Here is a 25,952-nt window from a genome sequence, read left to right as displayed (position 1 = left end):
CGAAAAACAAATAAGTATAAAGTAAGCCTGAACAACCAAAAAATAGCACAATGAGTTTTAGAAAGAAAATAATATATATAATTACTTTGGTTTTCATTGTTTCAATTACAGTTAAAGCACAATCCCCCATGGGATTGTACTTTATGGAGACCATTCCTCAATCTTCTCATATAAACCCGGCTATGCAGCCAAGAGCAAATGCTTATGTTTCTCTGCCATCGTTAAATCTAATGATGCAAAGCGATGTGGCATTTTCTACAATTTTCCAAAGACATGGGGGAGAAAACTTAAGTCCCATCAGTTCCAGGTTCGACTATGATAAATTGTATCGCCAAATAGGCAAATCAACCACCATTAATTTTTACCAGGATATAGACATTTTGGGTCTTGGTTTCAGGTATGGAAGGGATTACTTTTCCTTAAATGTGGGTTTCCGAAATGGAATCCAGTTTGGATTGCCATCTGACTTATTTAAAATCCCGGAAAATGGATTCCCTGATGGACAAAAACTGGATTTGTCAACATTGCGCATAAAAAGTTTTTCCTACAAGGAACTTAATTTTGGTTACAGCAGGGAATGGAATGAATATCTTACTGTCGGAATTAATATCAAACCTCTTTTTGGACACACAGCTGCAATGACCGATATAAGCACCTTCATTGTTGAGTCGAATCGCACGCACTGGGACTTGATAGTTGATGGCACAGTGTACTCTTCTGCACCAATTGAGGTTGAAGAGTCAGATACGCCCGGCGATTTTCCAGAATCTATCGACGGAAAAGATCTTGACGGTGATGATTTTTTGAAGTATCTGACCGGGTTTAATAACCCGGGAATTGCTTTTGATTTTGGTGCTGTTTATAAATTATCAGACGACTGGACGTTTTCGGCTGCATTCCATAATCTTGGTTTTATAACTTGGAAACAAGATATCAATACACTCTCGTTTAACGGAAAATATACATTTGACGGAGTTGAAATTGATGGTGATAACAAGGATGATTGGGATGAAGCATTTGAAGCCATTGGAGATTCTATTAAATCAATTATCGATTATCAGGTCGGACATGGTTCATTCAGAACCCCTTTAACCCCTGGGATGTATTTGGGAGCTCAATATAACCTCACGCATTATTTATCCTTTGGTCTGCTTTCCAGAAGCTTGTTTCAGAAATACAATTTCACTCAGGATTTTAATCTTTCTGCCAATGTACAGCCATTAAGTTTTGTGGCTTTTAATATGAATTACAGCTATAGGGTTAATGGCGGCAATGGATTAGGAGCCGGATTTACCTTATTAGGAGGTCCTTTGCAATTTTATATGATGGCAGATTATATCCCCACTAAATATGCCGATGTGTATTTTGATGACAACGATCCTTTTATGATGTTCCCGAATCAGCGCGATTTAAGTATTCGTTTTGGATTGAATCTGATTTTTGGTCGTCATGGTTACAGAGATCGACCAATGGTTAATCTGCATTGATTCTTCTGAAAACGAATCATATATAAGCAACAAAGCACGAATGTAATTCGTGCTTTGTTGTATTATTAACAGTGACTTATCGCTGATGTTCGGAAAAGTTTTAAGAAAATGTATAATGCCTGTCACCTTCATCCTAAATATGGACAAAACATTTTTAGCCAAACAAACGTGTTATTATTATCTGAAAACTCAAATCCAACCTAAACTTTGAACTCAAAACTTCGAACTTAAAACATAGAACCTCAAACTTCAACCTTCTCAACATCTATAGTGTCACAGTCCACTGATCTTCCATATTGTTTTTCCAGTCGCCAAATTTCTCCTCACCACCACGAACTTTCCAGTCCGAATCAATGGTTAGTTTAGAACTGATTCCGCCTCTTGGGTTAAAAACCATTACCACTCTTACGCGCTCAGGTTCATAAACTTCCATGATGTGGTCATAAAACACATTAATTAGTCGCTCATATGAAACAGTAATGTTTCGTAAATGATAAACATATTGTTTCAATGCTTTCAGCTCAATAATTTTCTTCTTAGGGTAGAAGGTTAAAAAAACATCAGCAAAATCAGGCTGCTCTTTTACTCCCAAAAATGTAAATTCAGGAATTTTGATTTTAATCTCGTATGCCTCGCCAGTTGGATTAGGGAGCGATTTTAGGATAGAGGCGTCAATGTCTTTGTAAGTAAGTGTTTTTCTTTCCATTATATTACTAAAATATCAATTGATTACAATCAGTTCATAAAAATGTAATTTTTATGATTTTTCTTCTAAACCTCACAATATAAAAGGAGAATTTCGTTTTTTTATTAAAACAAACGGCAAAGGTAAATAAAAATGCCATTTCATTCATGGCATTTTTTGATATATTTGCGGCACCAAAAAAAAGATTAAGTGGGACGTTCCAGAAAAAATAAACCGTTACTTGAACGGTTGGTCATTTCAGATGTAGCTGCCGAAGGCAAATCCCTTGGCAAAATTAACGACAAGGTGGTATTTGTTACCCAAACCATCCCAGGGGATATTGTCGATGTTCAGGTTAATAAAAAACGTAAAAACTATTATGAAGGGTTTCCCATTCGTTTTCATTATTATTCTGATTTGCGTATAGATCCGTTTTGTTCGCATTTTGGCGTATGTGGAGGGTGTAAATGGCAGGCACTTCCATATTCGGAACAGTTATTCTACAAGCAAAGGGAGGTGCAAAATAACCTTGTGAGAATAGGAAAGGTGGAAATTCCTGAAGTTATGCCCATCCTTGCTTCAAATGCCGAACGTTTTTATCGTAATAAACTGGAGTTCACCTTTTCCAATAAACGATGGCTCACGCAGGAGGAGATTGACAGCGGTGATGAAATTACCGATGGGGATGCATTAGGGTTTCATATTCCCGGGATGTTCGATAAAGTAGTTGATGTTGAGATGTGTTATCTTCAAAGTGATCCTTCAAACCAGATTCGTCTGGCAATTAAGGAATATGCACTTGAGAAAGGTCTTGAGTTTTTCGACATACGAGCTAAAGCTGGTTATTTGCGCACACTCATCATAAGAACTTCATCTACCGGAGAGGTTATGGTTATTTTATCGCTTTTTAATGATGATAGCTTGTCTCGTGCAGATCTTTTCAATCATCTGATTTCGAATTTTCCCGAAGTTACTTCATGGATGTATGTAATCAACAATAAAGCCAATGATACCATTATTGACCTGGATGTAAAGCTCTTTGCCGGTCGTGATCATATTTTTGAGTCCATGGAGGATTTAAAATTTAAAATTGGCCCTAAATCATTTTACCAGACCAACTCAGCACAAGCATACAATCTTTATAAAGTTGCGCGTGCTTTTGCCGGGTTAAGCGGCACCGAAACTGTTTACGATTTATATACCGGAACAGGCACCATTGCAAACTTTGTTGCACGAAATGCCAAAAAAGTTGTAGGCATAGAGTATGTTCCTGAAGCCATTGAAGATGCCATAGAGAATTCGGCCATCAATGGCATTGATAACACCATATTTTTAGCCGGGGACATGAAAGACATGCTTACGCACTCGCTTTTTGAGCAACACGGACGTCCGAACGTAATCATAACCGACCCACCACGTGCAGGTATGCACGCTGATGTGGTTGAAACCATTTTAAATGCTGCACCCGATAAGATTGTTTATGTGAGTTGTAATTCGGCTACCCAGGCACGAGATCTCAATTTGCTGGATATGCGGTACCGGGTTGCAAAAGTTCAACCGGTAGATATGTTTCCACACACACACCACGTTGAAAACGTGGTGTTGCTGGAGCGGAGGTAGTTAGTTAAATCTGAAATCAACTCTATTGTAAGCTCCGCTTTCAAATAGAACTTCATTTATATTATCTATCGTAACAGGAATAGAGTTTATTTGAACTGTTGGAACTTGTTTGTAGCCATTGTCAGTATATACAATATCAAAATCTCTAAGTCTGTTTCCTCTGGCCATTTCTATGGCCACTTCAGCAGCTGTATAGGCTATCTCCCTCCAAGGGTGATACAAGGTGAGATGTTGCTTTCCATCCAGAATGTGCTGAACGGAAGCTTCCTGCGCATCTTGTCCGGTTATGATGACATCACCTGCAAGGCCATACTCTTCAAGAACTTCAATCATGCTCTCTGACATGCCATCAAATCCTGAAATGATCACATCAGGATGTGTTTCAAAATTTGCCATATACTGTCTGAGTTCAAAAGCTGCATGCATTCCATTCCAGTTTTCTATAAATGTTCTGTATATTATATTTATATCGCCCCTGTCAATAGAAGGCTTTAATACTGAGTCAATAGAAGCTTGTAATTCTACAGCATTTCTGTCAAACTTATCTCCACCAAATATCATGTAATTTCCCTGCGGTTTCTGGTTCAATACAAAACCGGCCATTTCTTCTCCTAAATTTTGGTTGTTTCCTGCTATAAACATATCTATGTCACTATTAGGAATCAGTCTGTTATATGCAATTACAGGAATATTGGCAGCATTTTTTACATCCCGAACAATAGCATCAGCAGTGTTGGCATTGATATAGATTAAAACAAGTATATCAATCCCCTGATTAACCATTTCAAGTGCTTTTTGATGCTGTAAAGCGTCATTGTCATTGGCATGATCTATGATTACTTCTGCTCCCAACTCCCTTGCTCTTTCAGCAAAAAAAATACTTTCCATAAAAAATCGATAGGATATTTCAGAAGAATATAGGAATCCAATCTTAACAGATTCTGAGGATTTTCCACATGCTGCGAAGAATATCGCAGCAAAAACCAACAATACAGATTTAATAATCCCTTTTTTCTTGAATTTTCGCATATCCTTTGTCTTTAATTATATAATTGATTTGTATTCGTTTCTTTATTAGTTTTTGCTTTTTGATGTATATCGAAATTAAACTTTTCTTGAAATATCCTTTACGAAAAGGTATAATTAAGTGTTTAAAATACTATTTTTAGCTTCGATAAAGGTAAAAATTTTTGTTGATTTCAATGGACGAATACTTAGTGAGATTGCAGTTGGTCTATGTATGATTCTGAAATATAGCAAGTAAATGTTATTGCTTATTTGATTTTTGCAATAACCTGATGATATTCAAAATAAGAAAATTAGGAATTCTAAATTGATTACAAATGAATTGGAGAGATTTTAATATTAATACAAAGATTAGAAGTACACTTGGGATCATAGTGGCTTTGACATTTTTAATGGGGGGATTTACATTATTTAATTTAACTAGGGTCAACAGAGGAATCAATTCTCTATCGAATCAATACATCCCGTTTGTAAACGAAGCCATTCATGTATCTCAAAATTGGTGGAGAATATCAGAATTTGTTCGATCGTACGATTTTACAGAGGATGAGTATTTTGCTCAAAGAATAGAGACTGGAATGCACCAATTTACAGAATCATTGGACAATTTAATCATAATGGATGCCGCATTGGAAGAAGGTTCACGAGCTTCTGAATTGATCAATTTAAAAGAGCTTTCAGTTTATTATCATCAAAATCTGAAAAGTTACTATGTGTTACAGAAGGAAGCCTCACTTGGATATAAACGTTTAGAGAGCATAGCAAGTATGGTGTCGGATGCGGCAAATATGTATCAAAGTAGTTTACCAGTTCAATCTACTGCTGCAAAAGCGTTGAGAATCTGGAGTAATATTCAATCATATGAACATGCAAGGTCTTCAATGGATATGGTCTCCGAACGTGAGCCGATTGGGCAGCTAAGGAACGAAATTCGTAGAAGTCATTATCCTGCTGAATTGCAGCAAATATTATTGGCTTTCACTGATGCAATAGAAAAGTATATAATTGATTATACTAACGCACGACAGGCGGAGGTTCATAATTTTGAAATAAGTAAAGAAATTATGTGGGAGGTTCGTCAGGTAGGAGATTTGGGTCAGGATCAGATGAATGTTATGGGTAATGAAACCTCCTTTATTGTAGCAATGGTTAGAAACCTAATTATTGTTGCTGTATTGTTGTTATTGCTGATAGGGTCATTTATTGCGTGGTTTTTACCTGTTTCCATAACACGACCAATTTTAGAGGGGATTAATGGAGCTGAACGCATTGCAAAAGGGGATTTATCAGTAAGATTTGACAATACAAGAAAAGATGAAGTTGGCAGGTTGTCAATAGCATTAAATAATATGGTGACCAATCTGGAATCCATAGTGCAGGATATTTCTGAAAGTGCTGCAGAGATTGCAGAAGCAGGAAATAAATTGGTTAAAGAATCTGAAGAACTCGCTGAAGGCGCAACAGAGCAGGCTGCTGCTGCTGAAGAGGTTTCAAGCTCTATGGAAGAGATGCATGCTAATATTCAACAAAATACCGACAATTCAAAAACCACTGAAGTAACAGCCCGCAAAGCTGCTGATGGAATGAAAAAGAGTAACGATTTGTCGCAGATAGCATCTGAGAAAATGGATGAAATTACCAGTAAGATTTCCATTATTGGTGAAATTGCTTTCCAAACGAACATTCTGGCTCTAAATGCTGCTGTTGAAGCAGCAAGAGCAGGAGCAGAAGGACGTGGTTTTGCTGTTGTTGCATCTGAGGTACGGAAACTGGCAGAAAGAAGCCAGCAGGCTGCTCAGGAGATTGGCCGTGTATCTAAAATTACAATAGAATCATCTATAGAAGCTCGCGAGCAGATTGAATATTTGGCTCCGGAGATTGAAAAAACAGCTGAACTGATTCAGGAGATCACCATGGCTTCTCTTGAACAAGTGACGGGTATTGAGCAAATAAATAACGCTCTGCACCAGATGAATTCTGTAACTCAGAGAAATGCCTCTAACTCTGAAGAGATCAACAATGCAGCTCACAGATTAAATAAACTAGCTGAGCGTCTCAACAGTACCATGCGAAGGTTTCGCTTTGAAGAGAGTGCATAAGTTCAGGTCAGAATAATGACGAACCCGACCATGTTTTATGAAATACAAAATATGGGCGGGTTTGTATTTTCCTGAAGGATTTGTTGGTTAGAGTTTTTTAAACTATAATTTGTAGTCTTATCTTGATCATTTTATAAGTTAGCGAAATATCTGAGTATTCTATCTTGGAGGGCTGAAACTTTATTTTTCGAATAGCTTTCGATTTAATATCTTTACCCAAAACAAAATCTTAATGCAACACGATTATAATCCCGAATCTACCATTGGTCGTCGCGGTCTTATTCTGAAAATGCTTGATGAACACGGGCAGGTGAATGTGGCTGATTTATGTGCTCACTTTAAAGTGAGTGCAGTGACCATCAGGAACGACCTAAGTCATCTTGAGCAAAAGAAGCTTCTGATTCGAGCTAGGGGGGGAGCCATAAAAACGGATAAGGTCACCCTCGATCTGAAAATTTCTGGAAAACAAGGGGTTAATGTTCGGGAGAAGGAGGCCATTGGCCGACGAGCAGCAAGATATGTGCAGGAAGGTGATACCATATTTATTGGCAGCGGAACAACCACCCGTGAAATGGTTCACCATCTAAACCGATTTAATAATCTTACAGTCATTACCAACGCATTAAACATTGCCGGGCATTTGGCCGATATGGAACGCTTGACTGTTATTGTGCCTGGTGGAATCATGCGTCACAACATTCTTTCATTGGTGGGTGCAATGGCCATCGATAATTTTAAAAAGTTCTTTTGCGATAAGTTATTTATTGCAGCAGATGGTATTGACGTCAATCTGGGACTTTCTTCGCCTGACCTTGAGGAGGCTGCCTTAAACCGTACCATGATCAAAATGGCTAGAAAAGTAATTGTCGTGGCTGATTCATCTAAATTTGGAAAACGCAGCCTTGCCGTTATTTGCGGCATCAGCCAGATTGATGTGCTGATTACCGATTCTGGTTTATCTGTTATAGCCAAGGAAGCACTAGAAAATATGGGAGTAGAAGTGGTAATTGCCGAATAATATTGAATCAAATGAAGAATATAATATTGCCACAACATGATGTCATAGGACAGGCCGGGAAAGATTTTATGGAGAATAGGAACCCTGACTCTTCAATCAAGGTTTGGAGCGACATTGCCGAAACGGATATTCTTCCGGTTCACTATCTTTTTAGAGATTTTCACCAAATGCCTGATCTTGAGCAGAAGGCTCTCATATTGTGTCGCGGAAAAGTGCTCGATGTTGGTGCAGGCATGGGAAGCCATGCCTTATATCTGCAAAAGAATCAACTTGAAGTTACCGCTCTTGAGTTGTCGCCACTTGCGTGCGAAGTCATGAAAAACAGAGACGTTAAGCATATTGTCAATGCTGATTTTTTCGATTATCCCACAGAAGAGCAATTTGATACCATTTTGATGTTGATGAATGGAATCGGGATAGTTGGTTCAGTGGATAAACTTCAGGATTATTTTCAGGTATTGAAAAGATTATTAAAGCCCGGGGGACAGGTTTTGCTTGATTCATCTGATCTCAGATATCTGTTTTTAAATGACGACGGCAGCATTCTTCTAAACCTGAATGATAAATATTACGGCGAAGTGGTATATAAAATGAGCTATGGCTCATTTTCCGGGAAAAAGTTTCCCTGGCTTTTCATCGACGATGAATTGTTGGGATATTATGCTCACCAGAATGGCTTTGAATTTGAAAAAGTGGCCGAAGGGCCACATTTTGATTACCTAGCGAGACTTTTTATTCCACAATAATACCACAGTGGATGATTCTCATAACTCTTACTTGTTTTTAAGGCCGTCAAACTCTATATTTGTACGATTTTTAGAGCAAGCATAAAACGGCATAGAAAATGAGTAATAAATTTCCTGAATATAAAGGACTTAATCTCTCTCAGATTAACAAAGATGTGTTACAACACTGGGAAGAGCAAAAAACATTTGAAAAAAGCCTTGAACTGCGTGAAGGTCATCCGGCTTTCATATTCTATGAAGGGCCGCCATCGGCCAACGGAATGCCCGGTATTCATCACGTCATTTCCAGAGCCATTAAGGATGTGGTATGCCGTTATAAAACTCAAAAAGGATTTCAGGTACATCGTAAAGCAGGGTGGGATACCCACGGTTTGCCTGTAGAACTTGGTGTTGAAAAAGCCCTGGGAATTACCAAAGAGGACATTGGAAAAAACATCTCGGTGGCCGATTACAATAAGGCTTGCCGCAAAGATGTAATGAAATATACAGACATGTGGGAAGACCTGACCCATAAAATGGGATACTGGGTCGATATGGATAATCCTTACATCACATATGACAACCGCTACATCGAAACACTATGGTGGATGCTCAAGGAACTCCACCAGAAAGGATTTTTATATAAAGGATATACCATTCAGCCATATTCACCGGCTGCCGGAACCGGCTTGAGCACGCACGAGCTGAATCAGCCGGGTTGTTATCGCGATGTTAAGGACACTTCCTGTACTGCTCAGTTTAAAATTGTTCGTAACAGCGATTCGGAGTTTCTGTTTGAGAATGCTGATGAAGTTCATTTTCTGGCATGGACCACCACTCCATGGACGTTGCCATCTAACACGGCTCTGGCGGTGGGATCAAATATTACCTACGTCCAGGTAAAAACTTTTAATGCATACACAGGTGAGCCGATCAACGTTATTCTTGCTAAAGATCTGTTTGGTGCATATTTCAGTGAGAAAAATGCTGATTTAAAACTGGAGGATTACAAACCCGGAGATAAGAAAATTCCGTTTCAAATAATAGGCGAATATACAGGTCAACAGCTCAACGGCATCCGCTATGAGCAACTCATTCCATGGATAAAACCCGATGGAGATGCTTTTCGCGTCATCATTGGAGATTATGTAACCACCAGCGATGGTACCGGAATTGTACACATCGCGCCTACTTTTGGTGCTGATGACGATCGGGTGGCTAAACAATCAGGAATCGTTCCACTTATTTTAATCGACAGGGAAGGGAAGCGTCAACCTATGGTTGACCGCTCCGGTAAATTTTTCCTGATTAAAGATTTGGATCCCTCTTTTGTAAAAAGCAATGTAAACATTGATACTTATGGTGAGTATGCCGGTAGGTTTGTAAAAAATGCCTACGACGATAAACTCACCGATGACGACCCAACGCTCGACATTGACCTGTCTGTGATGCTGAAGAAAGAGAATAAAGCTTTTCGGGTGGAGAAATATGAGCACAACTACCCACACTGTTGGCGAACCGATAAACCGGTTCTTTACTATCCGCTGGATAGTTGGTTCATTAAAACAACAGCAGTGCGCGACCGCATGATTGAGCTAAACAATACCATTAACTGGAAACCTGAAAGTACGGGAACCGGCCGGTTTGGCAAGTGGCTCGAAAATTTGGTAGATTGGAATCTGAGTCGCTCGCGGTATTGGGGAACCCCTCTTCCAATTTGGCGTTCAGAAGATGGTTCATCAGAAATTTGCATTGGTTCTGTAGAGCAGCTCATTAGCGAAATTGAAAAAGCGGTTAAGGCTGGTGTCATGAGTTCCAATCCTTTTGAAGGATTTAAAGTGGGTGATTTCAGTCAGGAGAATTACGATAAAATTGACTTGCATCGTCCTTTTGTGGATGATATTATTTTGGTTTCGGATGATGGAAAGCCAATGCATCGTGAGACTGACCTGATAGATGTTTGGTTCGATTCAGGAGCCATGCCCTATGCTCAAATGCATTATCCGTTTGAGAATAAGGAAAATCTGCCGTTTCCGGCAGATTTTATTGCCGAAGGTGTTGACCAGACCAGGGGGTGGTTTTTTACTCTGCATGCCTTGTCAACCATGCTATTCGATTCAGTAGCTTTTAAAAATATCATTTCCAACGGACTGGTTTTGGATAAGAATGGAAACAAAATGTCCAAACGACTTGGGAATGCTGTTGAGCCTTTCAAAATCATCGAAGAGTATGGTTCCGATCCATTACGTTGGTATCTTCTTACCAATTCTCAACCTTGGGATAATATCAAATTTGATGTTGGGGGAGTAGATGAGGTTAAACGCAAGTTCTTCGGAACGCTATATAATACATACTCATTCTTTTCACTTTATGCCAATGTAGATGGCTTTAAAGGAACAGAACCGGAAGTGCCGGTTGAGCAACGCCCTGAAATTGACCGTTGGGTGATCTCACTGCTTAATAGTCTTATCAAGGAAGTTATGGCAGCTTATGAAAGTTATGAGCCCACCCGTGCAGGAAGAGCGATTCAGGAGTTTGTTACTGAAAATCTCAGTAACTGGTACGTGCGATTAAACCGGAAACGCTTTTGGGGTGGAGAGTTTGACCAGGATAAACTGGCAGCTTACCAGACGCTGCTTCACTGCCTTGAAACTGTAGCAGTTTTGAGTGCTCCTATTGCTCCCTTTTATATGGAGCAACTTTTCAGCAATCTTAATTCCGTTACAGGAAAACACAAAGATCCGTCGGTGCATTTGGTTTTAATGCCTGAGTTTGATGAGAAACTGATCAATAGCCAACTCGAAGAGAGAATGGCGTATGCACAACAGATTTCATCTATGGTATTGGCGTTAAGGCGAAAGGTGAGCATAAAAGTTCGTCAACCACTGCAAAAAATCATGATTCCGGTTTTAAACGATGCTTTTGAAAAGCAGATTGCTGCCGTTGAAAATCTGATTTTAGCTGAGGTTAATGTAAAAGAGATGGAATATCTTAAGGACAGCAGCGGCGTTTTGGTAAAAAAAATAAAGCCAAATTTTAAAGTACTGGGTCCGAAATACAGCAAACTCATGAAAGGAATTGCAGCTGCTGTTAACTCCATGAGCGCTAATGACATCAACAGATTTGAGCAGGAGGGAAGTTTTGCCATCGATATTAATGGCGAAACCATTAATATTCAACTCGAAGATGTTGAAATTTTAAGTGAAGATATTCCCGGATGGTTGGTGATGAATGAAGGTAAAATCACGGTTGCACTGGATATCACCATTTCTGAAGAGTTAAAACTGGAGGGAATAGCCCGGGAGTTGATAAACAGAATTCAGAATTTACGAAAAGACAGTGGTCTTGATGTAACAGATAAAATCAATCTTACCATTGAGCGTAACGAACTGGTTGAAAAGGCGGTTGAAAAGCATCGTGAATACATTGGTTCCCAAACATTAGCCACAGCCATTAACCTTGTGGAAAAATGTAACGAATCAACAGCTGTTACCGTAGAAGTGGATAACGAAATCCAGACATCTATTTATATACAAAAGAACTAAGTTTTACCGACCCAAAAACAGAATATATTATGAGCGAAAGAACCAGATATTCGGAAGAAGAGCTTCAGGAATTTAAGGAAATCATTCTTAAAAAACTTGATAAAGCCAAAAAAGATTATGAGTTGTTGAAAAACACCATTACTCTTGAGGACGGAAATGATACTCAGGATACATCTCCTACTTTTAAAGTATTGGAAGAAGGTGCAGCTGTTCTCTCAAAGGAGGAGGCAGGTAAACTTGCTCAGCGTCAGCAAAAGTTTATTCAGCACTTACAGGCTGCTTTGGTTCGCATCGAGAATAAAACCTATGGAGTTTGTCGCGAAACAGGAAAGTTAATACCTAAAGAGAGGTTACGAGCTGTTCCACATGCTACGTTAAGTATTGATGCAAAGCGCAATCAGAAGTAATTCAACTCTGATATTTACGCGTAAACAGATTCATAAAATTACTGGTGGCAGCGGTAAACAGATATCGTGTGTCACCATTTGTTTTTTGGGTAGGGGCTATGAACGGCATAAATATTGAGTGGTAAAATATTATCAATTTTATCGCATGGCACAGGCGATATTAAAAATTTGAATGGATGAAGGTTGATATCAGTAAATTGAAATTGTCACTTATTATCATCGGTGTAATCCTTATTATTGATCAGGTTCTGAAGATTTGGATTAAAACCAACATGATGCTCGGACAAGAGTATCGTATTTTCGAGTGGTTTATTATCCACTTTGTGGAGAATAATGGTATGGCATTTGGAATGGAGCTCGCTGGTGAGTATGGTAAAATTATACTTAGTATTTTTCGTATTGTAGCTGTTACTGCCATTGGTTGGTATCTGTATAATCTCACCAAAAAAGATGCGCATACAGGCTTGATTGTGAGTGTTAGTCTTGTTTTTGCCGGTGCATTGGGTAATATCATCGACAGTGCATTTTACGGGATGATATTTGATGCAAGTTATGGCCGTGTTGCTACATTCTTGCCTGAAAGTGGTGGGTATGCTCCCTTTTTACACGGAAAGGTGGTTGATATGTTCTATTTTCCACTGCTTACTGGTACCTATCCACAATGGTTACCATTTGTTGGAGGTAACGAATTTATCTTTTTTCGTCCCGTTTTCAATATTGCTGATTCGGCCATTACTGTTGGGATTTTTATCATCTTGATTTTCCAAAAGAGATTCTTTCCCGAAGGAACCTTGTAATTAAAACCATGAAGGTGACTTAAATAGGAGATAAGATATCCTCTTTCATTAAAGGGACATGGATTTTTTGTGTATCGCACCCCTATTTTTTGCATAATCTATCCTGATCCCATTTTTGAGGGTTATTTACAATGTAATTAGAGATGTTTTGAAATGATTTTTCGTCACGTATTACATGGTCATAAAAACGTGTTTGCCAATTAAATTCATGCTCCTGTGGATCTATAATCCCAAATTTTTAAACGTTCGGTCATGGATATGTTTTTTTAGGTTTTCTATCAGTTGAATAGGTAATCAACAGATTTCTATACCTATTTCCCTTTTTTTAATTTCGGATATTCAACCCTTGCATGATAAATGTTTTTAAGCTTTTGCTTAAAAACTTCTTTTACTTCTGTAATTTCTTTAAAAGTGATGGGTGCGTCAATAAACTGGTTTTCTGCAATCTGGTCGTTAATGATGTTTTCCACCAACCGATCAATCTCATCATCCGAATAATTTTTAAGACTTCTGGAGGCAGCCTCAACCGAATCGGCCATCATTAAAACCGCTGTTTCTTTGGTAAATGGCGTTGGCCCGGGATAGGTGAAGAGACTTACATCCGGGTCTTCTCCAGGATTTTGATTCACATACGAGTTGTAAAAATATTTGGTTTTCATTGTTCCCTGGTGGGTGGTGATAAAATCAATGATTTGACGAGGCAGTTTTTCCTTTTGCGCCATTTTCACCCCGTTTTCAATATGATGAATAACTAACTGCGCACTTTCATCGTAAGGCATGTTGTCATGTGGATTCATGCCTGATGACTGATTTTCAGTAAAATATATTGGCGACCAAAGTTTGCCAATATCATGATACATAGCACCGGCTCTTACAAGTAGTGGGTTTCCTCCGATTTTGTAAACGGCCTCCTGTGCAAGATTCCCTACCTGAATGGAGTGTTGGAATGTGCCGGGAGCTTTTTCAGCCAGTCGCCTGAGCACTGGGTGGTTGGTGTCTGCAAGCTCCACCAGAGTTACATCCGATAAGAATCCAAATAATTTCTCAAAGATGTAAATCAGTGGATAAATCATTAACAGCAACACTCCATTTGCCAAAAAATAGAAGTAGGTATTGTAATTAATTTGTAGAAAATCACCCTCCTGCCATAGTGATAATCCGGTGTAGAACAGTGAATATGAAAGGAAAACCAAAATGGCAGCTCGTACAAGTTGGGAGCGTCGTACCATACGGAACAAACTGAACATGGCTGTTAGCCCTGCGGGTATTTGTAATATTACAAATTCAAAGCTGTTACTCACATAAAATGCAGCAAGCAATACCGTGGTTACATGTATAAAGAATGCGAGCCGTGAATCAAAAAATATCCTTACAATTATTGGTAAAATTGCAAACGGGATAACATATATAGGGAAATTGTCAGTGCGATGTGAAATACTTGCCAACAGGATCATTGATGACACCATCATGAGAAGAAAAAGGACTGACAACAGGTTGTTATATACATCTGTCCTAAAATAGTACAGGAAAAGGAATATAACAACAAACAGCAGAACAATGATGGTTGCTTGACCTGCAAGAATAAAGTAGTGACTAGTGCCCCTTCCCAGGCTTGTTTCATATTCCAGTCTAAGAGAGTCAAGTATTCTTCCGGTCTCTTCGGAAATTAACTCCCCTGTTTCAATGATGCGCTGCCCGGCCAGTACAATCCCGCTGGTCAGACTGATGTTCCTAAGAATGTTTTGACGTTCCTGTTCAGTTCGCTCAGGTTCAAAACGGATATTTGCCTCCAAATATCTGTTGAGTTGCAGATTGCTGATTAAATTATCAGCCTGATCCTGTGATACATTACTGTTTTTATCAATGATGTCAAAAATAATCGTGGAAAGCTCCAGATAGGCACTCTGATAGTTAAAAAACTCTCCTATTTCGTATGGTTCGGCAAAATTATTACGTACCACCATAATGACAGTTGATTCCGGTAACTCTTCATACTCTTCAGGAAGAGATATGAGGCCTGTGTTATATATACTGATTAGTTTTTGATGAATAAGCTCTTGTACCTGGTTATAAACTGTTTTTGAATCATTGTTTCTTAACCTGTTGGTTAAGAAAGGGTATGTTGAAAGCAGGGTGGGAAGTTGACTGACATAAGTTTCCTCAAAAAACTGGATCATTTGTCCCGAAATAGATGGCTCATAATTAAAATAAGGTCTGAAATTATGAAGAGCATTCTCCCGTTCAGCACGTAATTCTGCCTGAGATTTGTGTATTGGAAAATCAAACGGTGCAATTAAAGTCTCATGAGTCCAAGGGCGCCCGTGTGTATATTCATAACGAAATTTTCCTTGTCGGGGAAATATATATATAACAAGTAAAATGGCGGCTATAAATAGCAGTATACGGTTGATTGCTTTGGAATATTTTTTTATGGTATCAATCATGTTAAAATCAATTAATCAGGATTTAGATAATAATTGTTTAGGATGATCTATTGATGAAGCATATTCTGAAATCAATGTCGTTTAGTTAATGAAAAATTATGTTCGCCTGCGCTCATCCTTTTATTCCCCAAGGGGATGCCAACCCGCGCGTAAGGATTCCCCCCTTGGCTTAGACGTGAGCTCAGCCGAACGGGGATTAAGGGGAGCGGGAAGGAAAAATGCCTTAACTAAACGGCATTGAATCTGAAATGCCAATAATAGTAACCATCCTTATTATAATGCTAATCTAAGCATTTTTTCCAATCTATGGATATAACATGACATGTGACTTTTTTGTTTTTAAAGAGAATCATTGGTTTCTTGGAAAGTTTTCGGGATTTCTCCTTTTGGTCGAAATGACAAAACTTTTGTGATTTTTTGCTTTGAATGGGGTTCGTAACGGTTTTGCCGTTACGAACCCCATTCAATTTAAACCTAAACAGCTGTCATTTCGAATTCTGCCTTGCGGAAAGGAATCTAAACCCAAGTTTTTGTATTAATTCTTATTTTACCGAACATCAGTTGATAATAATATTTTTTGAGATTATTTTTATTTCCAATCATTCTTTTAATTATCTTTCGGTTTATTTTTTTAAGCAGCATAAAATTGTTGCACCCCCTTTAATATAAACAGAAGCGTGATATGAGTGGTTCGATTTGTCCATATAGTGTGCTTTCGGTAAGGCGTGAGCCTTCCGAAAAATCTGAACTTGAAACCCAGTTGTTGTTTGGTGAGGTATTTTACGTAGTTGAAAGAATGGATGGTTGGGTTAAAATCAAAACTGAATTTGACGGATATGAAGGCTGGATTGATGAGCGAATGTATTATCCTGTCCGGGACAAAGAAATAGAGTTGTGGTTATCAGCTCCCGGAGTGATAATACCTACACCCATGTTCAAGTTGATTCGTGAGCCAGAGAAATCAGTTCAATTAATTTCGGCAGGTAGCAGGATCGTATTTAATGGGGAGGATCGGAACTCTTTTGTAATTGGTCATAAGGAATTTTATTGCCAAAGTACTGTTCCTGATCGTACTCCAGATCTTGAAGAAATTGCAAAAGGATTTTTAAATACTTCCTATTTGTGGGGTGGGAGAAATATATTTGGCATCGACTGTTCAGGTTTATCTCAGGTCGTTTTTAAAATAATGGGAAAGCGATTACCCCGCAATGCTTCGCAGCAAATTGAACATGGCACCATGGTTAGTTTCGTAGAAGAGGCCAGAGCAGGAGATCTTGCTTTTTTTGATAATCCTGAAGGTGAGATTACCCATGTTGGGATTTGTTTGGGGCAAGGGCGTATTTTGCATGCCAGTGGTGAGGTCCGGTTAGATCATTTGGATCATCAGGGAATATTTAACCGTGAATTGCAAAAATATACTCACCATTTGCGTGTTATTAAAAGAATCATGGAATAAAATATGTATACCTATAATTATCCGCGTCCTTCTGTAACTTGTGATGTTGTCGTTTTTTCGGTCGGAAAAGATCAATCAAAAGTATTGCTGATAAAAAGAAAGTTTGAGCCTTTTAAAGGTTTGTGGGCACTTCCCGGTGGGTTTGTTGACGAAAACGAAGATCTGACGGATACTGCGCTTCGGGAACTGGAAGAAGAAACCGGCCTTTCCGGTGTAAAGGTTAAGCAGATTGGAGCTTATGGAAAACCTAACCGCGATCCCCGCGGACATACCATTACCATTGCCTATTTGGCTGTGACCAAAGTCGAAGTTGAACTTAATGCAGGAGATGATGCGCATGATGCAGCATGGTTCCGAACTGATGAACTCCCTGAACTGGCTTTTGATCATTCAGTCATTATTCAGGATGCACTTAATCTGCTTTAATGCTCTTCTCTAGTACAATCAGAGACTCTGGACCTTTGTTAAAGATCAGATCAAGAATACTCAGATTTGGTATAAACGGTTGGTTGAGTGCAAAAACCTGTCGATAAGATTCCGGCCTGAAGCTCTCATCAAATGAGAAGCTTTTTTTAGGTTGTATGGAGTCACGAAAGTCCGGGTATTGATAATCTCTTTGCCACTCCTTTGTATAACTGATTTTTGCAGTAACACTGCTGCATTCCATAGCAACTTCCAAAGCATAATGGTTCATATCGAGCAGGTACTTCCATTTTTTTGTAAATATTGGCTCAATATCATCTTTGTAATAGATGTAGTAGGGAGAAGAGTTGTAAGCTGCCTCAATGGATTTCCAGTGAATCTGGTTCCATGGTGTGTCATAATCTATCTCAACATCCTTGGTGCACATTTTTGTGCCAGACTTTTTCACTATCGGAATGGTTAATGGCAGAACACCATTTGCACCGAGTATAACATACCGATTGCGATAAGTTTGCCTTGAATAGTTACAATATCGCTCAATAAAAGCCTCCTGACAAGATGCCAGGTGGGCAAAATAGTGAACAGGAGGAAATATGGAGGTGCTAAATATCTTTTTCAACTTTCGATTTGTCTTCCGGGGGTAACTCTTTGTATTCAATGTATTCTCCTTTTTCGGGTAAAAAACGTTTGTAGGCATACAAAGCTCCGGTAATAAGTCCGGTTAAAAATGTCCCGATAAGTAATATGGCCAGCGATACATTAGGCTTCCAGAAAAGAAGTTTTACTTCAATGGGGCCTGAGTTTTGCACTGAAAAAATAACCAACAAAATAGCAAAAGCAATAAATACCCAGAAAGAGAATTGAATTTTCTTTTTCAGGACAGTCATGTTGTTTGTTTTTGGTCGCATCTTATTGTTTGTTTTTAATTTCCGATATATGGGTTTCCAATTTTTGAATATAGTTATTCGGAATGTAATTGTCAAGCGAGCGGCATACTTCAGAAGCAAAAGCAATTCCGCAGGGAATTATCTCATCCCATTGATCCTCTGTGATTGAATGAATGTTGTTGATTGATATGTTCTGCTTGAGAAGGCCATGTACGAGTCCGGCATTGAAATTATCTCCGGCACCGATTGTACTTACCGGGTCAATTTTTAGCACTTCATACCATTTGTCAATTTTGTTTCCAAATAGATGAACTCCATGTGAGTTTGCTGTAATAACAACATTATTGCAAAGTCTTCTAATCCTATCAGAAATCTCTATCAAATCCTCTGTACCGTAAATGTTCTTGAAGTCCTCATCGCTGCCACGAACAATGTCAGCCAACGAAAAATTTTCTTCAATTACTGTAATCAGCTTGTCTGTTTTATGCGAATGGTGATTTCTGTAGTTCGGATCGTAAACAATAATGGCACCTTTATCTTTCCCAGCCTTCAGATATTTAATCAACTGTGGACGTAATGAAGGGTTAATTGAAAAAAATGAACCAAAAAGCACGATGTCATTCTCCTTGAACTCGGGCATTTTTCCACTGAGCGATTGCGAGGAGTAGTCCTTGAATATTTCATATTCTGCATCGTTGTTTTGATTGAGGAATGCCAAAGCCAGAGGAGAGCGGTTTCCCTCGCGTCTGAAAAGAAAGGTGTCTGAGACACCATTCTCCAGTAGGAAATTGTCAATCAGATCGCCAATGCGATCGTTTCCAATTTCACTGACAAAACTTGGATTGTAGCCCATTCGACCCAAAGAAACAATGGCGTTGAGAGTACTGCCACCTGCGGTAGCCCCAACGGGTTGATTGTTTTTGAAAATAACATCAAGCAGGGCTTCTCCTATTCCATAGATGTGCCGCATAAAACCTCTTACTTAACAAGTTTTGATATGGCTTTGAATTGGTCAGTTCCTGCCACGCGACACAATTCAAAGAGCAGCGACTCGTAACTGGTTACGGTGATTCCTTCCTGAAGCATGCGATTGATGGCAATGCGTTTGTTCTCAGGATTACGCGATGCAACACAATCTTCTACCACTACAGGCTGAAAGCCGTTGGCTTTCAGGTCTAATGCCGTTTGAAGTACGCAAATATGTGATTCGATACCTGCCAGAATGACGAATTTTGCAGGTTTCTTTTCTATATCTGATAAAAAAGCCGGCTCATCACAACAGCTAAAAGCAGTTTTTTCAACGTATTTGTATTCTGCGAGTAAACCGGCAATGGCATGGATGGTTTCACCTAAGCCTTTTTTGTATTGCTCTGTCACTTTTATGGGTACTTGAAGGATTTTTAATCCTTCAATTAAGTTCTCTAGATTTTTGGCCAATTTTTCGTTATCATGAATGTGTGGAAAAAGCCGCTCCTGCACATCAATAACCACTGCTATAGATTGTTCCTTTTCTATTCTCATGTCTCTAAATGTTCTTAAATCCGCTTAAATCAAGTTTCTCATATTCTTTAAAAAACTCCATGAGCGCTTCCTTTATCCGAATTAATCCACCCTCAACTTCCGATTCGATATTTAAAGGGATAACCGGATCGTGCAGCGACAAGCGAAGCAAAAACCAGCCTTTTTGCCCGGGAATGTCACAATTGATTCTTACACCTTCAAAATTATCGGGGGCAATGTCCCATCCTTGTTTACTTCCGGCCAGAAGTCCCAGGTTCATAATCACTTTTTCCCCATATTCTTTAAACTCAGGTGAGTTGATTCCGATTCTGATTTCTGCCGATTCCGCGGGAATCGGCATCGCGTCAATAAGAGATGTGAGGTTTTTTCCGGTTTTTCGGAGCTGAGCCATTTTTATGATGAGCTTGGTTACAAGATAAGCGCCGTCATCCATAAAATGGTTTTCTTTAAGCGCTGCATGTCCGGAAGTTTCAATGGCTAACCAACAAGGTTCGCCATCGTTGTTTAAACGGATGGCTTCGTTGATCACATTTTTATATCCGCGCATATATCTTTTATGCTTTCCTTTTAGATGCTCTTTAATAAACCATTCAAGACCATTTGAAGTGATGGAGTCTGTTACGATGGTGGTTTTTGGATGTTCATCCAAAACCACAGCTGAAATTAAAGCTATCAGGCTGTTGCGGTTGATGGGAGAGCCGGTGTGGCTAACTAGAGCAGCTCTGTCCACATCGGTATCAAAAATGACACCCAAATCTGCATTGACTTGCTTTACTTTTCTGATGATGGAAGCCATTGCCAGGTCATCCTCGGGATTCGGTATATGATTTGGGAAACGTCCGTCGGGCTCAAGATATTGGCTTTCGGAAATATCAGCACCGAGAGGTTTAAGTACTTTGGTGGCATAAAATCCGCCGGCTCCGTTGCCTGCATCAACGACTATTTTCAATCCTTTTAAAGGCTCGTCGTAATGGTCGGGATGATTCACTTTTGTTCTGATTAAATCCACAAAGTGAGCCGCGTATTTTTCCATGAAATAGCAACTTTTTACACTCCCTTTGCCATCAGACTTAAACTCTTGTAATCCGGAGGCATACTCCAGAATCTTGGTGATGTCTTCTTTTTCCAGACCACCTTTTGGTGTAAAGAATTTTAGTCCGTTGCGATTGTATGGCAAATGGCTTGCTGTAAGCATAATGGCACCATGCATGGGCTCTTCTCCCATTACCGTGCTCATAAACATGGCCGGAGTAGATGCCAGTCCAACATCAAATACTTCAATACCACATTTTGAAAGTTGGTCTGTCAATGCTTTGCTGAGCCTTGGTCCGGATAATCTGGAATCCATTCCAACAGCGATTCTGGTTTGCTCTGAAGTTGGATGATTTTCATTTAACCATGCCGCAAAGGCTTCACCAAGGCGCGCCACCACTTCAGGCGTCAGGTTCACTGCTTCATTCTGAACACCTTCTAGGGCAATTCCCCTGATGTCGGAGCCATTCTGAAGTTTTTTCCAATCAAAGTTGCTCATAATGTTGTTATTTTTTTTCTAAGTTGGCTGCTTTTCTCGATTTATCACCCAGGTATCCGCCGTGATGACGCAAAGAATACTCATGATTGTTGAATCCAATTTTCTTCATCAGCAAAACAACCAGTATATCTCCAATCACAGTCATGGTGGTAGTGGATGTAGTAGGTGTTAATCCCAACGCACAGACCTCCTTTGGATTGCCGGTAAATATACTGACATTGGCTGCCTGCGCCAATAACGAATCAGGATTTCCAGAGATGACGATGAATTTAATATCGGGACGAAGGCCTTTTGCAAGATCTATTAATTCAACAATTTCCCTCGTTTTTCCTGAGTTGGAAATAAGCAGCATGATGTCATTCTTTTGCACAATTCCCAAATCTCCATGCTGTGCTTCGGATGGGTGAAGAAAAACTGCCGGTGTACCCGTACTGCTGAAGGTGGTTGCCATATTGATGGCTATTTGGCCTGCTTTACCCATTCCTGATGTAATCAGTTTACCTCCTTTTTCGTGTATTTGCTGATAAAGCAGGTTGACTGCTTCTTCAAAATTGTTGGTAACGGGGATTTTTTTTATGGCTTCGGCTTCGGCTTCAAGTAATTCTCTTACCTGGTTTATCATAGTCCCTTAATCTTTTCCTTTGTTATTAATCTGTATGTGCTTTTTGTGATGCTGTAAATAAAAAATACGTAATACGTATTTTTATTCTGGGATTCCTGATTGATGAACTTTTGTTGATATCAGAAAAACATTTTTGTAATATTCTTAATAGAATATTTTTCAACATCAGTTAAATGTGAATTACAAATGTATCAAAAAAATAGGGAGAAACATACATGAGCATCTAACCCAAAGATTGAGCAATTGTTGAAAATGGTTGTAATTTGCAATATCACAACAGGATATGTGGTTGTACGAGAGTAATAATTACCACAGATGTTTCTGAACTATTCTTTTTTAATTGCAAATTCTTCAAAATATATACGGTAATTATTTATATTTGAAGGAGGTAATTTTTTAATGAAGTAGAAAATCTCAAATCTTTTGTATGATTGAACAGCGTTTTATTAAACTACCTGAGTTTAGTCGGGGATTTCATCTTGTTACCAAATATATTGAATCGGAGCTGGGACACTTGCCGGAGGCAGGGATGGTCAATATTTTTATTCAGCACACTTCCGCCGGACTATCATTGAATGAAAATGTGGATCCCACCGTTCGTGAGGATTTCGAAACCATTATGAATAAGGTAGTGCCTGAAAGTCATTCAGATTACAAACACAATATGGAAGGGTCGGATGACATGCCTGCGCATGTTAAATCCTCGCTTGTGGGTCAATCCCTCACCATTCCCATTGCCAATGGACGAATGGCTTTAGGTATGTGGCAGGGCATATATTTATGCGAATTCAGAAATTATGGCGGTCCGCGAAAATTGGTTCTAACGGTTTATAGCTAGTGTTCAGTCAGCCGTTAAGTTTCGGGTTAATCTGGTGCGTTTGGCCTTCCCCCATGGTTAGGGGTGAGTGAGGCATATAATTCAGATTTAACTTGACGCTAAACCGGTCACAGTTTCCCAATTTTTTAATAACTCCTCTGTTCCGGATAGTACTACAGAAGCTCCGGCATTTGAAAGCACCTCAGGTTTAAGAATGCCTGTGTTTACTGCTATGGTGGTAATGTTTGCAGCCACCGATGATTCCACCCCCATTGGCGCATTTTCTATGACGATGGCTTCGTTGGCTTTACAACTTACCTTTTTAAGTGCCATAAGGTATGGCTCCGGATCGGGTTTCCCTTTCTTAACATCAAAACCGTTGATTACATTTTCGCGGGTGATGCCGTAATCGGATTCCAAACGAGCCAATAACGACGGCTGACGCGAACCGGTTACTATCACCACCAATAATCCGGCTTCGATGGTTCTTTTTACTACTTCCTGCATTCCGGGCATGATTGGTGCTTCGGGAGCTGCCTGCATCAATTCTGTTTTTGTATCGTAAATGGTTTTGATGTCTTCTTCGGTGGCCGGCCTGTTGCCATATTTCTCAAATGCAATGTTAATGGTTGCGGGGCCGGTGCGGCCTTCGTTCAGATAGGCATCATATTCGGGGAAATTAATCCCCGAACGACGAAAACTCTCCACCCATGTTGAGGCATGATTGGGCATGGAGTCGTACATTACGCCATCCATATCGAAAAAAACTGCTTTTAAATTTTTGGGAAGTAAATCTCTGTTTATCATGATTGCAAAGATGCAAATTTTGTTTCAGTTGCCGCATGCTTGCTGTTGCCTTTGTATATTTTTTGCTATTTTTGACAAATGAAGATCATCATTAATAAACAAATATCAGACGCTTTTCCGGCCATCTCATTTGGATGTTTAACGATTCATACAGAAGTTAAGCCATCGGGCGAAGAGCTGGTTTCTGCCATGAATGAGCTGTGCCGGATGCTGACGCCTGACTTGTCCCCCGAATCCATCAGAAATCATCCTGTGGTGGCCGCCACGAAAAATGCTTACCGTATACTTGGTAAAGATCCCAACCGTTATCGTCCTGCAGCCGAGAGTCTTTTACGGCGTTTGGCTTTGGGCAAGGGATTGTATCAGGTTAATAATATGGTGGATATTCTTAATATGGTGTCGGTTAAATCCGGATTTTCAATTGGAGGATATGATGCAGATAAAATATCCGGCAACATTTCATTTGGTGTAGGAAAGACTGATGAACCTTATGAAGGCATTGGTCGTGGAGTCTTAAATATTGAAAACCTCCCGGTTTTCAGGGACGAAATCGGGGCTTTTGGTACATCCACCAGTGATTCGGTTCGCACCATGGTGACGGAGAACACCACACGTTTCCTGTTGATTATTCCTGCATATAATGGCGAATGTGAGCAATTGGAAAATGCCATGGAATATGCTGAAAGGTTGTTGGCAGAGTTTGGAAAGGTTAAAGAGATTACAATAGGTTGTCAGGGATTAAAATGAATCAGAATGCTTGAAATTTGCGCCATAGCTTCCGGAAGTAACGGGAATTGTTATTACATAGGTAACGGTGAGGAAGCCGTTTTGGTTGATGCCGGTATCAGTCGCCGTCAGGTTTTGGAGCGCATGAATAAATGCGGGTTGGATATCCGGAAGGTTAAAGCCATTTTTATTTCCCATGAACATGCCGACCATTTTCGGGGAGTGCGGGTTTTGAGTAAAAAATCGGAAATTCCGGTTTTTATGACAAAAAAGTCGTGGGAGAAGAGCTGGGGACCAAACAGGCCTGATAAAGTCTCGTTGTTTTCACCAGGGGATGTGGTGAATATAGGGAAATTCAAGGTCCACACTTTTCTGAAAAATCATGATGCAGCCGAACCATGCAGTTTTCGGTTGGAATATGAAGGTAAAAACGTTGGCGTATTTACCGATATTGGGAAGGCATGCGACAATGTCATCTCGCACCTCGCTTTTTGTCAGGCTCTTTTTCTGGAATCCAATTACGATGAAGATATGTTGTGGAACGGGCCATATCCATATTATCTGAAAACCCGGGTAGCGAGCGATTTTGGACATCTGTCCAATGCTCAGGCATTGGAGTTGTTGCAAACACATCATCACCCTGAACTAAAGGTGGTTTTTTTGTCGCATCTGTCCCAAGAGAACAACAGACCCGATGTTGCTGCATCGGCTTTTGAGCCACTTTCCGATAAATTTCAAATTAAAGTGACCAACAGGTTTGCTGTAGGAGAAGTTTTTCGATTATAATAATTAGTAGAGGGATGGATTATAAAAGTATCCTTATAAAAATACGACGGATTGTACGCTCCATCAATCTGGAATCGAAAAAGGTTCAGAAAGATTTTGGTGTGAGCATTCCGCAGATACTTTGCCTGGAGTTTTTAAAAAACTCCCCAAACTACCAGGCCACTCAAAGAGCCATCCGCGAGCATCTCAACCTCAATTCGAGCACCGTAACCGGCATCATTGGCCGGTTGGAGAAAAACGGTCTGTTGGCTCGTCTTCCAAAATCGGGTGATAAGCGAGTGACCCATATTACTTTGACTTCTTCGGGGGATGAATTGTTGCAGAAAACCCCCGATTTACTTCAACAGCGCCTCTCCTCAAAACTCAAACGTCTTTCGCCGGAGGAACTCCAACGCATGTCCGATTCCCTCGAAACGCTCATAGAACTCCTTGAAATTAAAACCGAAGAGCTGGAAGAATACCCATTGATTTCAGGCGATGGCATGCTGGATGGGAAAGTGGAGGAGGAGTAAGAGGATTAGCC

At 39.7% G+C, this 25,952-nt stretch carries 24 protein-coding genes; 14 read left to right on the top strand and 10 right to left on the bottom strand.

What is annotated here, in order from left to right; genetic code table 11:
- Positions 1–50 precede the first annotated feature (50 nt).
- Positions 51–1,487, top strand: a complete 1,437-nt coding sequence (locus EV194_RS07375) for a DUF5723 family protein (protein ID WP_132433397.1) — start codon at positions 51–53, stop codon at positions 1,485–1,487.
- A gap of 265 nt (positions 1,488–1,752) precedes the next feature.
- Here the strand turns inward: EV194_RS07375 and queF are convergent, their stop codons facing one another.
- Entirely contained in the window at positions 1,753–2,193 is a 441-nt protein-coding gene (queF, locus tag EV194_RS07370) for a preQ(1) synthase (protein ID WP_132433396.1), read from the bottom strand.
- Between the two features lie 189 nt (positions 2,194–2,382).
- Here queF and rlmD point away from each other — a divergent pair, with 189 nt between their 5' ends.
- Positions 2,383–3,792, top strand: coding sequence for a 23S rRNA (uracil(1939)-C(5))-methyltransferase RlmD (gene rlmD / locus EV194_RS07365; protein WP_132433395.1), 1,410 nt, complete (start codon positions 2,383–2,385; stop codon positions 3,790–3,792).
- Here the strand turns inward: rlmD and EV194_RS07360 are convergent, their stop codons facing one another.
- Positions 3,793–4,821 carry a substrate-binding domain-containing protein gene (locus EV194_RS07360; protein WP_132433394.1) on the bottom strand — a complete coding sequence of 343 codons (1,029 nt, stop codon included), beginning with the start codon at positions 4,819–4,821 and terminating at the stop codon, positions 3,793–3,795.
- A 314-nt stretch (positions 4,822–5,135) separates the two neighbouring features.
- On the opposite strand from EV194_RS07360, the gene EV194_RS07355 reads away from it, so the two are divergent.
- The 6 genes from EV194_RS07355 to EV194_RS07330 all read left to right on the top strand — a co-directional run bounded on the left by EV194_RS07355 (position 5,136) and on the right by EV194_RS07330 (position 13,409).
- Positions 5,136–6,917, top strand: a complete 1,782-nt coding sequence (locus tag EV194_RS07355; protein ID WP_132433393.1) for a methyl-accepting chemotaxis protein — start codon at positions 5,136–5,138, stop codon at positions 6,915–6,917.
- 232 nt (positions 6,918–7,149) lie between these two features.
- Positions 7,150–7,935, top strand: a complete 786-nt coding sequence (locus EV194_RS07350; RefSeq protein ID WP_132433392.1) for a DeoR/GlpR family DNA-binding transcription regulator — start codon at positions 7,150–7,152, stop codon at positions 7,933–7,935.
- Between the two features lie 11 nt (positions 7,936–7,946).
- Complete coding sequence (locus tag EV194_RS07345) at positions 7,947–8,681, top strand: SAM-dependent methyltransferase (RefSeq protein ID WP_132433391.1); 735 nt, start codon at positions 7,947–7,949, stop codon at positions 8,679–8,681.
- Between the two features lie 98 nt (positions 8,682–8,779).
- On the top strand, positions 8,780–12,205 hold the full coding sequence (ileS, locus tag EV194_RS07340; protein ID WP_132433390.1) for an isoleucine--tRNA ligase: 3,426 nt from the start codon (positions 8,780–8,782) through the stop codon (positions 12,203–12,205).
- Positions 12,206–12,234: 29 nt separating this feature from the next.
- Entirely contained in the window at positions 12,235–12,612 is a 378-nt protein-coding gene (locus EV194_RS07335) for a TraR/DksA family transcriptional regulator (protein WP_132433389.1), read from the top strand.
- A gap of 176 nt (positions 12,613–12,788) precedes the next feature.
- On the top strand, positions 12,789–13,409 hold the full coding sequence (locus tag EV194_RS07330; protein WP_207915936.1) for a lipoprotein signal peptidase: 621 nt from the start codon (positions 12,789–12,791) through the stop codon (positions 13,407–13,409).
- 311 nt (positions 13,410–13,720) lie between these two features.
- On the opposite strand, the gene EV194_RS07325 is transcribed toward EV194_RS07330, so the two are convergent.
- A complete protein-coding gene (locus EV194_RS07325) occupies positions 13,721–15,853 on the bottom strand; it encodes an HD family phosphohydrolase (protein ID WP_132433388.1) in 2,133 nt (710 codons plus the stop codon).
- A 682-nt stretch (positions 15,854–16,535) separates the two neighbouring features.
- Here EV194_RS07325 and EV194_RS07320 point away from each other — a divergent pair.
- Together EV194_RS07320 and EV194_RS07315 are read left to right on the top strand one after the other, a co-directional pair.
- Positions 16,536–17,309 (top strand): C40 family peptidase, encoded by a 774-nt coding sequence (locus EV194_RS07320; RefSeq protein WP_132433387.1) that lies wholly within the window; start codon positions 16,536–16,538, stop codon positions 17,307–17,309.
- A gap of 3 nt (positions 17,310–17,312) precedes the next feature.
- Positions 17,313–17,735: an NUDIX domain-containing protein gene (locus tag EV194_RS07315; protein WP_132433386.1), complete on the top strand. Its 423-nt coding sequence runs from the start codon at positions 17,313–17,315 to the stop codon at positions 17,733–17,735.
- On the opposite strand, the gene EV194_RS07310 is transcribed toward EV194_RS07315, so the two are convergent.
- From EV194_RS07310 to EV194_RS07285, 6 genes are read right to left on the bottom strand one after another with little or no spacing between them, the layout of a single operon-like run.
- Positions 17,722–18,351 carry a WbqC family protein gene (locus EV194_RS07310; protein ID WP_165921821.1) on the bottom strand — a complete coding sequence of 210 codons (630 nt, stop codon included), beginning with the start codon at positions 18,349–18,351 and terminating at the stop codon, positions 17,722–17,724. The two genes, EV194_RS07315 and EV194_RS07310, sit on opposite strands and share 14 nt — an antisense overlap.
- A complete protein-coding gene (locus EV194_RS07305; protein WP_132433384.1) occupies positions 18,335–18,640 on the bottom strand; it encodes a LapA family protein in 306 nt (101 codons plus the stop codon). Before EV194_RS07305 ends, EV194_RS07310 begins: the two co-directional genes overlap by 17 nt.
- A gap of 1 nt (position 18,641) precedes the next feature.
- The gene (locus tag EV194_RS07300; RefSeq protein ID WP_132433383.1) at positions 18,642–19,589 is read right to left on the bottom strand and encodes a carbohydrate kinase family protein; all 948 of its coding nucleotides are present in this window, start codon (positions 19,587–19,589) and stop codon (positions 18,642–18,644) included.
- An 8-nt stretch (positions 19,590–19,597) separates the two neighbouring features.
- The gene (locus EV194_RS07295; protein WP_132433382.1) at positions 19,598–20,140 is read right to left on the bottom strand and encodes an isochorismatase family protein; all 543 of its coding nucleotides are present in this window, start codon (positions 20,138–20,140) and stop codon (positions 19,598–19,600) included.
- Positions 20,141–20,144: 4 nt separating this feature from the next.
- A complete protein-coding gene (locus EV194_RS07290) occupies positions 20,145–21,671 on the bottom strand; it encodes a phosphohexomutase domain-containing protein (protein ID WP_132433381.1) in 1,527 nt (508 codons plus the stop codon).
- A gap of 7 nt (positions 21,672–21,678) precedes the next feature.
- On the bottom strand, positions 21,679–22,293 hold the full coding sequence (locus tag EV194_RS07285; protein ID WP_132433380.1) for an SIS domain-containing protein: 615 nt from the start codon (positions 22,291–22,293) through the stop codon (positions 21,679–21,681).
- Positions 22,294–22,720: 427 nt separating this feature from the next.
- Between EV194_RS07285 and EV194_RS07280 the strand changes: the two genes are divergently transcribed.
- Positions 22,721–23,131, top strand: a complete 411-nt coding sequence (locus EV194_RS07280) for a secondary thiamine-phosphate synthase enzyme YjbQ (protein WP_132433379.1) — start codon at positions 22,721–22,723, stop codon at positions 23,129–23,131.
- A gap of 87 nt (positions 23,132–23,218) precedes the next feature.
- Here the strand turns inward: EV194_RS07280 and EV194_RS07275 are convergent, their stop codons facing one another.
- On the bottom strand, positions 23,219–23,917 hold the full coding sequence (locus EV194_RS07275; protein WP_132433378.1) for an HAD family hydrolase: 699 nt from the start codon (positions 23,915–23,917) through the stop codon (positions 23,219–23,221).
- A gap of 78 nt (positions 23,918–23,995) precedes the next feature.
- Between EV194_RS07275 and EV194_RS07270 the strand changes: the two genes are divergently transcribed.
- Genes EV194_RS07270 through EV194_RS07260 form a run of 3 tightly spaced genes read left to right on the top strand, consistent with a single transcriptional unit; the run spans position 23,996 to position 25,941 of the window.
- The gene (locus EV194_RS07270) at positions 23,996–24,664 is read left to right on the top strand and encodes a B3/B4 domain-containing protein (protein WP_132433377.1); all 669 of its coding nucleotides are present in this window, start codon (positions 23,996–23,998) and stop codon (positions 24,662–24,664) included.
- A gap of 6 nt (positions 24,665–24,670) precedes the next feature.
- Positions 24,671–25,429: an MBL fold metallo-hydrolase gene (locus EV194_RS07265; RefSeq protein WP_132433376.1), complete on the top strand. Its 759-nt coding sequence runs from the start codon at positions 24,671–24,673 to the stop codon at positions 25,427–25,429.
- A 14-nt stretch (positions 25,430–25,443) separates the two neighbouring features.
- The gene (locus tag EV194_RS07260; RefSeq protein ID WP_132433375.1) at positions 25,444–25,941 is read left to right on the top strand and encodes a MarR family winged helix-turn-helix transcriptional regulator; all 498 of its coding nucleotides are present in this window, start codon (positions 25,444–25,446) and stop codon (positions 25,939–25,941) included.
- The last annotated feature ends 11 nt before the right edge of the window (positions 25,942–25,952 follow it).

The organism is Natronoflexus pectinivorans (genome assembly GCF_004345615.1).
Lineage (GTDB): Bacteria > Bacteroidota > Bacteroidia > Bacteroidales > Marinilabiliaceae > Natronoflexus > Natronoflexus pectinivorans.
Note: the sequence above shows the minus strand (reverse complement) of the source record. Positions and strands in the feature narration are given on the sequence as shown.